Source organism: Agrobacterium sp. 33MFTa1.1, from assembly GCF_004328495.1.
GTDB classification, from domain to species: domain Bacteria; phylum Pseudomonadota; class Alphaproteobacteria; order Rhizobiales; family Rhizobiaceae; genus Agrobacterium; species Agrobacterium pusense.
This window is the reverse complement of record NZ_CP036359.1, coordinates 1422913-1436978: the sequence shown is the minus strand read 5'-3', so window position 1 is coordinate 1436978 and position 14066 is coordinate 1422913. Positions and strand designations below refer to the sequence as shown.

Genomic DNA, 14066 nt, shown 5'->3' with positions numbered 1-14066 from the left:
GGAAACAAGCCCGGCATCGACATGCTACCGCGTCGCCTGGGCGGATTCGATTGAGTCCGCCAGTATTTCCAGCCCGAGGTCGATCTCGGCATCGGATACGGTGAGCGCCGGCGCAATGCGGAAAACACCGCCCATGCCGGGCAGTTTGACGATGTTCATGCTGAGCCCTCGCAGCATCGCCTCCTGCATGATGCGGGCGCCCAGCTCGAAACCGGGCGCTTTCGTATGCCTGTCGACCACGACCTCAAGCCCCAGCAGAAGCCCGCGGCCGCGCACGTCGCCGACACACTCGAACCGCTGTTGAAGTGACAGAAGGCCTTCCTTCAGGCGGTTGCCACGGGCGATTGCCTGCTCGACAAGGCCATCGCGGGCCACCACGTCGAGAACCGTAACGCCGACAGCCGCAGGCAACGGATCCGACACGTGGGTCGTATAGAAGAGAAAACCTCTCTCAAAGGCTTTCTGCTCCACCTCCTCGCTGGTCATTACCGCGGCGAGCGGGAGGCCGGCCCCCAGCGTTTTTGACAGCGTCATGATGTCGGGTGTAACGCCATCCCGCTGAAAGGCGAACATGTGCCCGGTCCTTCCGACCCCGGTCTGGGCTTCATCGAGGATGAGCAGCATGCCGCGCTCGACACACTTCTTCTTGAGCGCAGCAAGATAGCCGACGGGCAATTCGAGGATGCCACCGCTCGACAGAATTGGTTCGGCAATGAAGGCGGCAAGATTGCCGGTGGACTGGCGGTCTATCAGTTCGAAGGCGTCATCAAGCTCCGCCTTCCAGTCATTCGATCCATCAGGATTCCTGAAACGCGGACGATAGGCATTCGGTGCCGGGATGACGAGCGAGCCAGCCGTTGCAGGGCCATAGCCCCTGCGGCCGGCGCTATAGGTCGCGGAAGCCGCTGCGCCGGTCATGCCGTGCCAGCTCTGGGCGAAAGCGACGATCTCGTGACCACCGGTGACGAGCTTCGCCATACGGATGGCCGCCTCGTTGGATTCGGCGCCCGTAGTCAGCAATTGTACCCGGTCGAGACCCGGCGCGAGGGCTGCCAGCCTCGCCGCGAGCTCGACCACGGGACGGGACAACATCCCGGAAAACAGATGCGCAACCGACGCCATCTGCCGGTTGACGGTGGCGACGATGTCGGGATGGGTGTGCCCGAGCAGGGCGCTCATCTGGCCGGAGGTGAAATCGAGGATGGCACGGCCATCCGCATCATAAACGAAACTCCCCTCGGCCCGCTCAACGATGATCTCCTCGAAGGCAGGCCCATAACGGGTGAGATGTCTGTTGGCCGCCGCCCAGAAGGCCGGCTCCTCATTCAACGATGTGAAGTTCTTCGAAAGATCGTCCATGCCGAGGTTCCCTGTGTTTGATTTTGCCGGACGATAACAGGCTCTTGCAGCGGCAGTCCAATTGATAGTATTTCAAGCGGATATAGATAATTTTGATATCGCCATGCTTGATCTCACACTTCTGAAGAACTTTGTCACCGTTGCGCGCGCAGGCTCCATCAGCACCGCAGCGACGCAGGTGGGGCGCACGCAATCGGCGCTCAGCACACAGATGCAGCGGCTGGAAGAACAGGTGGGGCAACCGTTGCTGCAACGAACCGGTGCGGGCGTACGGGTGACGGCAGCGGGCGAAAAACTGCTGGCCCATGCCAGTACCCTGCTGGCCCGTCATGACGAAATCCTCGCCGACATGAACGGCGCCACGGTCCAGGGCACGGTTAGCCTCGGATGTCCCGAAGATTATTCCATCGCCTTTCTTCCCGAATTGCTCAGGGGCTTCTGCGCCACCTATCCGGAAGTCGATTTGCGTATGGTCTGCGCGCCGACGATAGAGTTGCGCCCTCTCCTTCAGCGCCGTCAGATCGACATGGCGCTGGTTTCGCGCTCGGAACCGGATCACTCCGAGGTTCTTCGAAGAGAAAGCTTCGTCTGGGTGGCCGACAGGCCGGACACGGAACTTCTTGCCAAGGATGTGCTGCCGCTCGCTCTTTCGGCGCCAGCGACGCTGGATCATCGCGCGGCGTGCAACGCCATGGAAACAGCCAATCGCCGCTACAGGATCGCCTTTGCCAGCAACAGCCTAGCGGGCCTCATCGCAATTGCGCGATCCGGCCATGCCATCAGCGTGCTCACGAGAACCGCTGTTCCACCGGATCTGCACGTCGTTAAAAGCTGGCTGCCTCCGCTGCCGACAATCGGCATAGCAATCGAATGCTCCGGCCCGCAGAGCTCCCCGGCGGCCAGGGCCTTGGGTGACCACGTCCGTGCCGTTCTTCCAGGGTTGACCCCTTGAAACATTCCACCCAAGGCCACCGCATTCGCGCGGCTTTTGGATGAACGCAATGCAGTTTTGCCCCAGAACCAAAAGAGGCCCGTTGTTCTTTTCAAACAACGAGCCTCTATCGTGCCGCTTGGCGGAGCGACCGGAGACAAATTCGCCTCCTGCACATGAACCTCAGATGAACAGCGACCCTTAACAAAGCCCGAGAAACCACCCGTAAGAATCCGGCGTAACGGCAGGCCGGATCGTTGAGATAATTCCGACAGAGCTTGGAAATTGCGTCGAGGGATCAGATCGGATCAAGACCCGCTCAACGAAAACGTGTATCCAGCGATGAGGGCAGCCATTTGGTCAAACCTTCGGACCCCCCTTCCGGGTGCACGTCGGCAGGCGACCATCTGCGGCAGGAATATCTCATGGGGTTGATGGCTATGGGGCCAGCATTGCACATGCCGAGGGACCGGTGATGGAAACAAGACGAAACCGCGTCATCACGACTGGAATAATTCTGGGGCTTCTCGGCGCGATGATACCGATCGCCACCATGGCCTACGCATCATGGATCATCGCGGTCAGGAAGGATCAGGACATTTTGAAGACGCTTGCCGATCAGGCTATTCAACGGGCGTCGGACACGTTCAGGGACGCAGAGAATGCGCTCGATGAGGTGGAGGCTGCCCGCTTGCCTTCCTGTTCCAACGACCACATAGAACTGATGCGCAGACTGACGATAAATGCACCCTCAGTGGAAGAAATCGGATATTTCGAAAACGGCGTCCTGAAATGCACCTCCTGGGGAGCCACCCAGGAAACGATACGCCAATCGCCGATCGATTTTACGACCGGGCAGGGATTAGAGGTGGCTATTCGCGTGGAGCCAAGCGCCAGTCGCGGCACACGGATGATCGCCCTTCACCACGGCGCGCACGGCGCACTTGTCAAACCCTCGCGTTTTGTCGACATCCTCATGGATGACAGCATGTCCCTGGCTCTTACGAACGACCGGGGCATTTTGATAAATGAACTGAATGCACCTGACCGCGCCCTGGTGCCGGCACCGCTCGGCAAGCCCGAAAAGGGCATGACGGAAGACACCATCTATGCTGTCAGCCGCCGTGACGATCTGGTGGCGATTGCGATGGAGCCACGTTCCAACGTCGCAGAGCAGGTGCGGCGTGAACGGATCTTGTTTCTTCCCGCCGGGGCAATTGTCGCGGCCTTTGTGGTCGGCATCGTGGCATGGTTGTCGAAGAGGCGCCTGTCGCCACTCGCGGAGCTCGAGATAGCCGTTCGCAAACGGGAATTCATCGTTCATTACCAGCCGATCGTGGAATTGAAGACGGGCATCTGCGTGGGGGCGGAAGCGCTGGTGCGATGGAGGCGGCCGGACGGTACGCTTGTCCGCCCCGACCTGTTTATCCCCCTGGCGGAAGAAAGCGGCCTGATCATGCCGATCACCGATCAGGTCATCGACGCCGTCATTGCCGATCTTCGCAAGGTGCTTGTCGAGGACCGAACCCTGCACATCGCCATTAATCTCTGTGCCGACGATATCAAGTCTGGGCGTGTTCTCGCGGTCATCGCCAGCAAGCTTCGGCATACGGACATCCGGCCCGAGCAGATCTGGCTTGAGGCCACCGAGCGCGGCTTCATCGACATCAACGCGGCAAAGGTCACCCTTGCCGAGGCGCGCCAGCGCGGCCATTCGGTGGCGATCGACGATTTCGGAACCGGCTACTCCAGCCTTCAATATTTGCAGGGCCTTCCCCTGGACGCGTTGAAGATAGACAAATCCTTTGTCGACACGGTGGGCAAAGATACCGCAACGAGTTCGGTCACATCACACATCATCGGCATGGCGAAAGCTCTTGGCCTGTTCACCGTGGCAGAAGGTATCGAGGCGGAAGACCAGCGGGACTATCTGGAAGGTCAGGGTGTGGACTTCGGTCAAGGATGGCTGTTTGCGAAAGCGCTTCCCGCCAGCGAATTCCTTGCCTACCACCGTCACACGAAGCAGAAATACGGCGCCTCTCCCGAAATCATCAAGGCGGCGGGCAAATAGGACATGGTCGTGTGCGAGGTCGAATCCCGGGCTGACAGGCAACACAGGTTGAAACTGCGATATCTCAAAAAGAGACCTCCTCAAAAGCATCTTGGAGGAGGCCAGTTGGGGAGGTCGTCCACGGTGACCAAGCCAGGGGCAGTTTCGGAGCGCTTGGCCACACAGCCCATCGGACGGGCCGCTCTCGAACCGGGCACTGCGGCAATTGTTCCCTGACAGGCGTTTTTTGACTTCATGCGCATCCCAGGGGCAGCAATTGATGCCCCTGAGAGAAAAGCGCGAACCTCAGCCGGCGGGAACATCATCTGGCGAGGCGAGTTAGGGGCGGTTCAACAACAGGAGAAACGCGATGCCCCGCGGCGACAAATCGTCCTATACGGACAAGCAGAAGCGCAAGGCCGAACATATCGAAGAAGGATATGAGGATCGTGGCGTACCCGAAAAAGAGGCCGAACGCAGGGCCTGGGCCACGGTGAACAAGGAGAGCGGCGGTGGCAAGAAATCCGGCGCCGGCCGCGGACACGCGGAAAACCACGCGCCATCGAAAAAGGGTGGCCGCAAGGGCGGCGAGGCCGCGGCTGCGAGACCCAAGACCGAACGGTCCGCCTCCGCCAAGAAAGCTGCGGCCACCCGCAAGCGCAATGAACAGCATGCACAGCATTGAACCGTAAACCGATCGTGTGTTCGCCAACCAGAGGCGCTGATGACGTCCATGACGTCATGACATCCGATGCGTGCAACATGAATGCCGGGGAAACCGTTCAGGAGGCTTGCGTGGCTGAACAATCAGCCAAGGGCGGTCACCTGCCTTCCCAACCGGCACCGATCAGTCCCCGTCGGTTTCAGCGTTCTCTCCGCCCCGCATCATCGTCAGCAGCGGTTCGCGCGCGATGTTTTCTTCGATCCGCTGATGGCCAGAGGTTTCCGGTAGAGCCTTCTTGAAGTTTGCTGCGTAATCCTTCGGCATTTTCGGTGGCATCATCGGTTCGTATCTATCGACATTGGTCTGGATAATGACCGGTCCCTCCACCGCGAACGCCTCGTCAAGAACCCGCTCGATCTCATCAAATGTGGAGATCGTGAAACCTCTTCCCCCCATTGCATCTGCCGCCGCGGCAAAGTCGATCGGCGCGAGTTCGCAGGCGAATTGCGGGTGGCCGAGGAACATCATCTGCTCCCAGGCGATCTGGTTCAACATTCCATTGCATATGACCAGGATCCTGAGCGGCAGGCGATGCCGCACGGCGTGGAAAATTCGCCCAGTTGCATTGCAAGGCCGCCGTCGCCCACAACCGCATGCACATGTCGGCCGGGACACGCCAGTCCTGCGGCAATGGCATATGGCAAACCGGAGGCCATCGAAGCGAGTGCACCCGAAACGGAAAAAGCGTTTGTGGTCCTAAGATCGATGTGGCGCGCCGCCAACTCGGTATTCTGGCCTGAGTCGGTCACGAGCATTGCGTCCGAACCCATGCGTCGCCCGAAGGCATGAGCCACCGGCTGCGGCTTCAATGGGTGCGAGCGGTCCGAGGTGAGAAGCGCCATCTGATCACGCCACCCGCGCATCTGGTCCTGTGCGGCTTCAAGAAAAGACCGGTCGCCCTTTTTGTCCAGCATGGCGTTCAGGCGGCGCAATATGTCGCCCGCATCGCCCACAAGGCCACACTGCACCGGATGACGAAGCCCAATGCGTTGCGGGTCGAGATCGATCTGGACTGCCTTGACTGCCCGGGGATCAGGGTAAAATTCGATATAGGGAAAAGTCGATCCGACAATCAGCAACGTGTCGCAGTTTTTCATGATTTCCTGGGATGGTGCAGTGCCCAGGATACCGATACCGCCGGTGGTGTATGGGTCGTCATCATCCAAGGCCGCCTTGCCGAGAAGCGCCTTCGCCACCGGTGCGCCCAGCAGTTCCGCGCTTTGCTTCAGCTGGTCGCGCGCTTCGATAGCACCGCGCCCGGCCAGGATAGCCACCCTTTTTCCGTCGTTGAGCAAGCCGGCGGCCTCTCGGACAAGATTGTCAGTGGGTTCGTGGCGGTAAGAGAACCATTCATTCGGAACGTGCCTCGGCAGGTTTCTCCGGGATCGGCCTTCCTCTTCTGCCGGCTTTTCCTGCGTGTCGTTGGCGACCGAAAGATGCGCCACACCGCGGCGGGCGAGAGCGGTACGGCAGGCAAGGCTGGCGACATTTTCCATATGTGCCGCGTCGCTGACAGCAGTATTGTAGACGCTGACATCTTCAAAGACCCGTGTCAGGTCAACATCCTGCTGCGTAAAGGTTTCGACTAGGTCATGATATTGCATCCCGGTGATCGCAAGGACAGGAACCTGATCGAGTTTGGCATCATAGAGGCCTGTCAGCAGATTGGTGCCGCCGGGTCCCGAGGTCGCGAGACAGACCCCCAGCTTTCCCGTCCATTTGGCGTAGGCCGTCGCCATGAAGGCCGCAGACTGCTCATGCCGGGTCTGGATAAACCTTACGGCGTCCTGACGCTTGCGCAGCGCTTCCATCACGCCATTGATACCATCGCCCGGAAGACCGAAGACGGTATCGACGTTCCATTCGATCAATGTCTCCACCAGAATATCGGCTGCTGTGGTCATTGTCCGTTCCTCGCTCCTGTCGCACCCCACCGATTGCCGTCGGGATGCTCATTTTCCAAGAGAGTCGTATTCGGCTCCACGATACGACGCTGTCGGGGTCATCGCCGCGGCCGAAGCGAGCCCCAAGGCAGCTGACCCGTCGCCCAGGCACGCGCCCCTCCACACGGCTTGCCCACCGGGTTCAGATGATCGGCTTGCCGCCGGTCACGGCTATGGTTGCGCCGGACACATAGCTCGAAAGAGGATCAGCCAGCATGACATAGGTTGTCGCCAATTCGGCCGGCTGGCCCGGGCGCTTCATCGGCACCTGCTTGCCAAACTCGGCTACTTTTTCCGCGGGCATGGTGGACGGTATGAGGGGTGTCCAGATCGGACCGGGCGCGACCGCATTCGCCCGGATGCCTTTTTCCGCCAGCAGCTGCGCCAGGCCAGCCGTAAAATTCTGGATCGCGCCCTTCGTGGTCGCATAAGCAAGGAGAGTCGGATTGGGACTGTCGGAATTGACGGAGGCGGTGTTGATGATTGCCGCCCCGGCCTTCATATGTGGAACGGCTGCCTTTGTCAGGTAGAACATTGCGTGGATATTGACGGCAAAAGTCATCTCCCACTCGTCGTCACTGATGTCTTCTATTTCGGTGAAGGTGTTTTGATGGGCCGCGTTGTTGACAAGGATGTCGATGCCGCCCAGTTCCGTACGGGCCTTCTCGACAATCTGGCGGCAATGGGAGGATGACTGGATGTCGCCCGCCACCAGAACCGCCCTGCGTCCGGCTTCCTCCACCAGACGCCTCGTTTCTTCAGCGTCATCGTGTTCGTCGAGATACGCTATCAATATATCGGCGCCCTCGCGTGCATAAGCGATGGCGACTGCCCGTCCGATACCGCTGTCGCCGCCGGTAATGATCGCCTTTTTTCCTTCCAGTCGGCCAGACCCGACATAGGTCTTTTCACCATGATCAGGAACAGGTGACATCTCATTGGTACGGCCTGGGATTTTCTGTTGCTGTTCTGGAAAAGGGGGCTGCGGGTAACCGGTCATGGAGCTTTCCTGTCTTTCACAAAATAAACAAAGAAATCCCCGCGGCGTGCGCGGGGATCTTTCGGCTATCGGTAGTCACTAGGAGTTTTTATGGCTCTGCTGGCCGGCCTTCACATGCTGCTCATGCGTGCCGCCGCGGGTTTTGCCGTTGTCACCGCTGCCGGAGGCCGATGCAGACTGCGAACGCTTATCGCTGCCTTTATGGCTCTGCTGGCCTGCTTTCACGTGCTGTTCGTGCGTACCACCCTGATTTGCCATGGTATGTCTCCTCATGTTGGTGATTTATCACTCGCGCGCCTCATGGCCCGCACCAGTCGAACTGCGCGGCCCGAAAGGAGTTCCGAGATTTAACATTTCGTGAGGACGTATTTCAGGGACCGGCGTGGAACGCTGGCTCGCGGCCCTTGAGCTTTTGGCCCAGATGGTCGGCAAGCCGCATGGCAAGCGCCACGGCCGGCAAGGTGGGATTGGCGTGCCCGCCCGTCGGGAACACGCAGCTCCCGGCGACATAGAGATTGGCGATACCGTGGACCTTGCAGTCACTGTCGACCACGCCCGCATCGGCTGTTGCGGCCATCCGGGTCAAGCCGATCTGATGGAACCCGTCATAGGCCTGAACACGAAGAGCCTGCCGCCGCTCCGAAGAGGGGTGTAGAAAGTCGAGCTTCCCTACCCCATTTTCCCGCAGCCACTGATCCAGAAAAGCATGGGATTTTTCGATCGACTCCAGATCTTCCTCGCTGACCCGATAGTCTATCGCAACAGCGGCGGGCCGATCCTCCACGCCGGCGGGAGGCGGCAGAACCGTGCTGGCGTGATCAGGTATCTGCTCTGCGTGATAACGCAGGAGATAGCGCCGTGCCGGATTCACGAGCGGTTTATTGCGATCGCGGCGGCGGAGGAGCTGGCCGACTGTGGCCTGCAGATCGCGAAAAGCCGACAATGTAGGGACCAGATTCCGGAAATGCTCGCGATAACGAACGCCTGTGGTCAGGCGGGACCCTGCGGCCTTACCCTTGGCCAGAAGACCGTAAAGTCCGGTTAATTGCAGGGCGAGAAAGAGGGCGGAAAGACCGGCAGAATGGTGAATCGCGTTCGATATGGAGATAGTATCAAGCCAGAAGACGGAATTGAGCAGACCTAGACGCTGCTGAACATGCCCGGAAAGCTGGAACCTTCGACGGAAAATTCCGCCGGAAGGCGCTCTTTGAAAAGACAGCTGTTCCACCGTGGCGTCATTCTCAAGCTCGATCACGGCAATATAACCGGTAAGATGGCCTTGATAATAATGCCCGAGCGTCGGAGAAATACGCTCGGGCTGTTTCTTGCGTAGTTCGTGAAGCAAGCGGACATTGCCCACGCCGCCGCAGGCCAGCACAAGCGTCGTTACCGGAACACGCATGTCGCCATGCCCGTTGCTGAGCCGGACATCCGTAACCGCCCCCGTGGCGTCGACATCGATTGTCGTTGCGGATGTATCCGAAAGAAAATGTATCAAACGGGATTTTTCAATTCGCTCCCGGCATGTCACGCCAAGGTCCGGCTGGCTGCTCCACCACTCGATAGAGTCAAGATGGACATCTCCTGCCGGTGACGCACCGACGCCCGGCGACAGAGCCGAAGCCCTGACATTTAGGAAGTGCAGGGCATCGGCATAATAGCGGCTTATACTCTCATGACCGATCGGCCATCCGGAATTGGGAACATGCGCACGCTCGAGAAAATCAATGTCATCGAACGGCACACAACGCCCGCCCCACAGTGACGTGGTTCCTCCGAGCCCTCCTGCCGTCGAAGAAGCCAGAGGCGCATGGTGGTGGTTTGTAATGCTGGCAAGCCGTCCATCATGGCCATTTCGGCCCGCCTCCACCAGCAGAACACTTACGCCCTGCCTTTCGAGGGCAAAGGCAAGCGCGAGCCCGACCGGCCCCGCCCCAATAACGCAAACCTGAAACGATATCGAAGACGCGCCCGGATTGTATTCGACCATCACCCCTCGCTTCCACGGATCATTTTCACACTAACGGATGGTGGGGGGGGCCTTGCAACGCCAAGTTTTCACCGTTCACTTCGCGCCACTCACCCCCCCGGGCGGGAGCGCCGTACAGGCTAGCCAGAGAGCTCGCCGGACGCAGACCCGAGTGCAAGAGAAGAGCTTATGCGGCAGCGGCTTCGGAACCATGCAGATGAAGAGCAATTTCAAAGCCTCGCCGTTCCAGCCAACGGGCCACGACCCGGGCGCGAGCTTCCAGCGGCTTATCTACGGGAACGGTGCGAGCGGCATGATTCACCGGCAACACACATGTCTGCCGCTGAGTTTCCGAAACGAAGCCAGCGTTAACGGTCGCCCCGCGCTCAGGCCGCGCAGAATTTTTTCTTGACATCGTGATTGCTAACTGGGGCAGCCCCCCTTTTCACCGACTTGGGCGAAAGACAGTGCGGGGCGATTTCTCTTTCAATTTCAAACGGTCACGTTCCTCACACCCCACGTATATCGCCCAAAGAATTATCAAAATCGCGACACGCGAAATCTTTAGGCACACCCGCTTGCGAAATCGAAAACTTCGTGATTGTATAGACAACTTGAGGGCATCAATAGAGGGTGGTCAAAAACCCCGGCTACAGAGGATTGTGTGCGTGATTACGTTCGATCAGGTCAGCAAGCATTACCGTGGCGCGACAACGGCTGTAGACAGGTTGTCGCTCACCGCGCCGACAGGAAAATTGACCATTTTCGTTGGCCCCTCAGGCTGCGGCAAGACCACATCGTTGCGCATGATCAACCAGCTGATCACGCCTTCGTCCGGGTCGATCCTTCTTGACGGCGAACCCACGGACAAGATGGACGTAGCGCTGTTGCGGCGTCGGATAGGGTACGTCATCCAGAACGCGGGTCTCTTTCCCCATCGAACGGTGGTGCAGAATATAGCGACGACAGCGCGCCTGAACGGCACCCCCAAGCAGCAGGCGCTTCGCACCGCGCACGATCTGCTGGAGCGCGTAGGACTGTCGGCTGCCTTTGCCGATCGGTATCCGTGGCAGCTATCCGGTGGACAGCAACAGCGTGTTGGCGTTGCCCGGGCTTTGGCGTCGGATCCGAAATTCATGTTGATGGACGAGCCCTTCAGTGCGGTCGATCCGGTCGTTCGCGCGCAGTTACAGGATGAATTCCTGCGTCTTCAGCGCGAAATCGGCAAAACCATCATCATGGTGACACATGATATCGACGAGGCACTGAAGCTTGGGGACCAGGTGGCGGTGCTGCGCACCGGCGGTACGCTGGCGCAAATTGCCACGCCACGGGAGTTGCTTGCGCGGCCGGCGGATGAATTCGTCGCAGACTTCATCGGCCGCGATCGCGGCTACCGGATCCTCGGTTTCGCCGAGTTCAAGGAAGGCATTTCTCTTGGCAAGGAGCCGACGGCGCCCCTCGGCACCAGTCCCGAGTCACTCCGTCAGATTGCTACAGACCGCTGGGTCCTGATAACCGACGCCGCAAATCGTCCGCTCGGCTGGGTGGACGTCGAAAGCACTGGAAATACCGTGCGCGAAGGCGACCTTAATCTCAGCGGAACCCTCGCTGTCGAGGGGAGCAGCCTGCGCCACGTCCTCGACGCGGCGCTCAGTTCACCTTCAGGCCGGGGCGTGATTGTGAGGCCGTCCGGCGAACTCGTTGGCACTGTGACCTTGCCTGATGTTGTGGCCGCGATTGAGGCCACGCGCAACGGCCGTCAGGGGACGAGGTCATGAGGTTCGACTGGTTATACCGCGAATCCGGCCGCATCGCCGAACTGTTCGCCTGGCACGTATGGCTTTCCGTCATCCCCGTTGTGATCGGACTCATCCTGGCGCTGCCCCTCGGATGGCTCGCGCAGCGGGCAGGTCTTTTTCGCTCTGCAATGCTCGGCGCAGCCGGGCTGCTTTACACCATTCCTTCGCTGGCGCTCTTCGTCCTTCTGCCGCTCGTATTGGGTACACGCATCCTCGATCCTCTGAACGTCGTCGTCGCGCTGACGATCTATGCGCTGGCTCTTCTGGTGCGAACCGTCAGCGACGGACTGGAGTCGGTGTCGCCGGATGTTGTCCAGGCCGCAAATGCCATGGGGTATCGCCCCATGCACCGTCTGCTCTTCGTCGAACTTCCCCTCGCCGTTCCCGTGATTGCAGCGGGCCTGCGCGTAGCCGTGGTTTCGAATGTCAGCATCGTCTCGGTCGCGGCGCTCGTGGGGACACCCCAGCTCGGCCTGCTTTTCACACAGGGACTGCAACTGCGCTTTCTGACACCGATCATTGCAGGCATTATCCTGTGTATTGTTCTGGCGGTCCTTCTGGATGGCATTGTGCTTTTCATCGCGCGTCGTCTCACACCGTGGCAGGCTGGAGGTGCTGAAAGATGATCGACTGGTTTTCAAACCCGGCACACTGGACCGGCAATGACGGTGTCTTCGCGCTTATTGTGCAGCACCTGGTGTATAGTTCCATCGCCCTCTTTTTTGCGTGCCTGATCGGCCTGCCGGTCGGCCTCTATGTCGGACACACCGGCCGTGGCGTTTTCCTGATCGCCGGTCTTGCCAATGCCTTGCGTGCACTTCCGAGCCTTGGCCTGATCGTTCTGCTGGTAATCCTATTCGGACCCGTCTTTTCGTCAGACATGGCCTTTATTCTCCCCAGCATCGTCGTTCTGGTGCTTCTGGCGGTGCCGCCCATCATGAATGGCACATATGCCGGCGTGGCGGCGGTTGATCCGGCCGCTGTCGATGCGGCGCGCGGCATGGGCAAACGCCCGCTCGACATTCTCTTCGACGTGGAACTGCCATGCGCACTGCCGCTGATCTTTTCCGGCCTGCGCAGCGCCACATTGCAAATCATTTCAACCGCAACGATCGCCGCTTATGTGTCACTCGGCGGACTGGGCCGCTTGATCATCGATGGGCGGGCGCAAAACGATTATTATCAGATGGCAGCGGGCGCCGTGCTTGTTGGCGCTCTGGCGCTGGCCGTCGACCTGACTATAGGCATCATCTCGAAGCTGACGATCTCACCCGGACTGTCGCGCCGCCATTAGGCGCGACATGCCTGAAAGACCGACGCATTTTCACCCAGTAAAAAACAAGAGGAGCAGCTGCATGGCATTCAGGATTTTAAAAGTCGCTGGCGCATTGGCCTTCATGGCGCTTTCGGCGACCACATCGTTTGGCCAGACCGACCCGCTGGGCGCGGCCCCGGCGGCGCGGACGGACACCTCGACCATCATCGTCGGCTCTGCCGACTTCCCCGAAAGCCAGCTTCTGGCGACCATCTACGCCAAGGCGCTTGCTGCAAAGGGCATCAAGGTGGAGACGAAACTCAGCATCGGCAGCCGTGAGGTCTACATCCCAGCCCTGCTCGACGGCTCGATCGATCTCCTGCCCGAATATGCGGGTGCGACGCTGAGCTATCTCGACAAAAACGCCACGGCGCACGCACCGGCGGACGTGGCGGCTGCGCTCAAGGCCGCTCTGCCAAAGGGCGTGTCGATGCTGACGCCATCTGAAGCACAGGACTCGGACGGCGTCGCCGTGACACGCACAACCGCCGAGAAATACAAGCTGAAGACAATTGCCGATCTGGCACCGGTCGCCTCAGAATTGGTGCTCGGCGGTCCGCCGGAATGGAAAACCCGTAAAGAAGGCATCATCGGCCTCAAGGACATTTACGGCCTGGAGTTCAAGTCCTTCAAGTCGCTCGATGTCGGCGGTCCCTTGACGCTGTCTGCGCTGGTGAACGATCAGGTACAGGCGGCAAACCTTTTCTCGACGGATCCCGCCATTGCCGCCAATGATCTCATCATTCTTGAAGATGTGAAGAACCTCTTCCCGGCACAGAACATCGTCCCGGTTATCGCGACGCCAAAAGTCAGCGATGTCGTAACAACGACGCTCAACGCCGTGTCCGCAGCCTTGACCACCAAGGATCTCATCGTCATGAACGGTCGACTGGCCAATCATGACAGCTTCGACGTCGTCGCCGAAGAGTGGCTCACGGCCCACAAGTTGAACTGACCATCATTTGCGGGTATG

At 59.6% G+C, this 14066-nt stretch carries 11 protein-coding genes and 1 pseudogene; 7 read left to right on the top strand and 5 right to left on the bottom strand.

What is annotated here, in order from left to right:
* Positions 1-24: 24 nt before the first annotated feature.
* Positions 25-1359, bottom strand: coding sequence for an aspartate aminotransferase family protein (locus tag EYD00_RS20445; protein WP_034498409.1), 1335 nt, complete (start codon positions 1357-1359; stop codon positions 25-27).
* Between the two features lie 103 nt (positions 1360-1462).
* Here EYD00_RS20445 and EYD00_RS20440 point away from each other — a divergent pair, with 103 nt between their 5' ends.
* The 3 genes from EYD00_RS20440 (at position 1463) to EYD00_RS20430 (ending at position 5025) form a co-directional block, all read left to right on the top strand.
* Positions 1463-2311, top strand: a complete 849-nt coding sequence (locus tag EYD00_RS20440; protein WP_034498411.1) for a LysR family transcriptional regulator — start codon at positions 1463-1465, stop codon at positions 2309-2311.
* Between the two features lie 454 nt (positions 2312-2765).
* A complete protein-coding gene (locus EYD00_RS20435; protein WP_034498413.1) occupies positions 2766-4361 on the top strand; it encodes an EAL domain-containing protein in 1596 nt (531 codons plus the stop codon).
* Positions 4362-4710: 349 nt separating this feature from the next.
* Positions 4711-5025: a hypothetical protein gene (locus tag EYD00_RS20430; RefSeq protein WP_022563537.1), complete on the top strand. Its 315-nt coding sequence runs from the start codon at positions 4711-4713 to the stop codon at positions 5023-5025.
* A 162-nt stretch (positions 5026-5187) separates the two neighbouring features.
* Here EYD00_RS20430 and EYD00_RS20425 read toward each other — a convergent pair.
* The 4 genes and pseudogenes from EYD00_RS20425 to EYD00_RS20410 all read right to left on the bottom strand — a co-directional run bounded on the left by EYD00_RS20425 (position 5188) and on the right by EYD00_RS20410 (position 9997).
* Positions 5188-6968 (bottom strand): annotated as a pseudogene (locus tag EYD00_RS20425) (thiamine pyrophosphate-binding protein).
* A gap of 181 nt (positions 6969-7149) precedes the next feature.
* Positions 7150-8007 (bottom strand): SDR family oxidoreductase, encoded by an 858-nt coding sequence (locus EYD00_RS20420; RefSeq protein ID WP_034498416.1) that lies wholly within the window; start codon positions 8005-8007, stop codon positions 7150-7152.
* Between the two features lie 78 nt (positions 8008-8085).
* Positions 8086-8265: a hypothetical protein gene (locus EYD00_RS20415; protein ID WP_006698694.1), complete on the bottom strand. Its 180-nt coding sequence runs from the start codon at positions 8263-8265 to the stop codon at positions 8086-8088.
* A 112-nt stretch (positions 8266-8377) separates the two neighbouring features.
* Positions 8378-9997 (bottom strand): FAD-dependent oxidoreductase, encoded by a 1620-nt coding sequence (locus tag EYD00_RS20410; protein ID WP_051674205.1) that lies wholly within the window; start codon positions 9995-9997, stop codon positions 8378-8380.
* A gap of 647 nt (positions 9998-10644) precedes the next feature.
* Here EYD00_RS20410 and EYD00_RS20400 point away from each other — a divergent pair.
* From EYD00_RS20400 to EYD00_RS20385, 4 genes are all read left to right on the top strand, one after another.
* Positions 10645-11757 (top strand): ABC transporter ATP-binding protein, encoded by a 1113-nt coding sequence (locus tag EYD00_RS20400; protein WP_034498421.1) that lies wholly within the window; start codon positions 10645-10647, stop codon positions 11755-11757.
* Complete coding sequence (locus EYD00_RS20395; RefSeq protein ID WP_006698697.1) at positions 11754-12404, top strand: ABC transporter permease; 651 nt, start codon at positions 11754-11756, stop codon at positions 12402-12404. The genes EYD00_RS20400 and EYD00_RS20395 overlap by 4 nt, the downstream gene beginning before the upstream one ends.
* Positions 12401-13072: an ABC transporter permease gene (locus tag EYD00_RS20390; protein ID WP_034498423.1), complete on the top strand. Its 672-nt coding sequence runs from the start codon at positions 12401-12403 to the stop codon at positions 13070-13072. Before EYD00_RS20395 ends, EYD00_RS20390 begins: the two co-directional genes overlap by 4 nt.
* A gap of 61 nt (positions 13073-13133) precedes the next feature.
* Positions 13134-14048: an ABC transporter substrate-binding protein gene (locus EYD00_RS20385; RefSeq protein WP_034498426.1), complete on the top strand. Its 915-nt coding sequence runs from the start codon at positions 13134-13136 to the stop codon at positions 14046-14048.
* Positions 14049-14066: the final 18 nt, after the last annotated feature.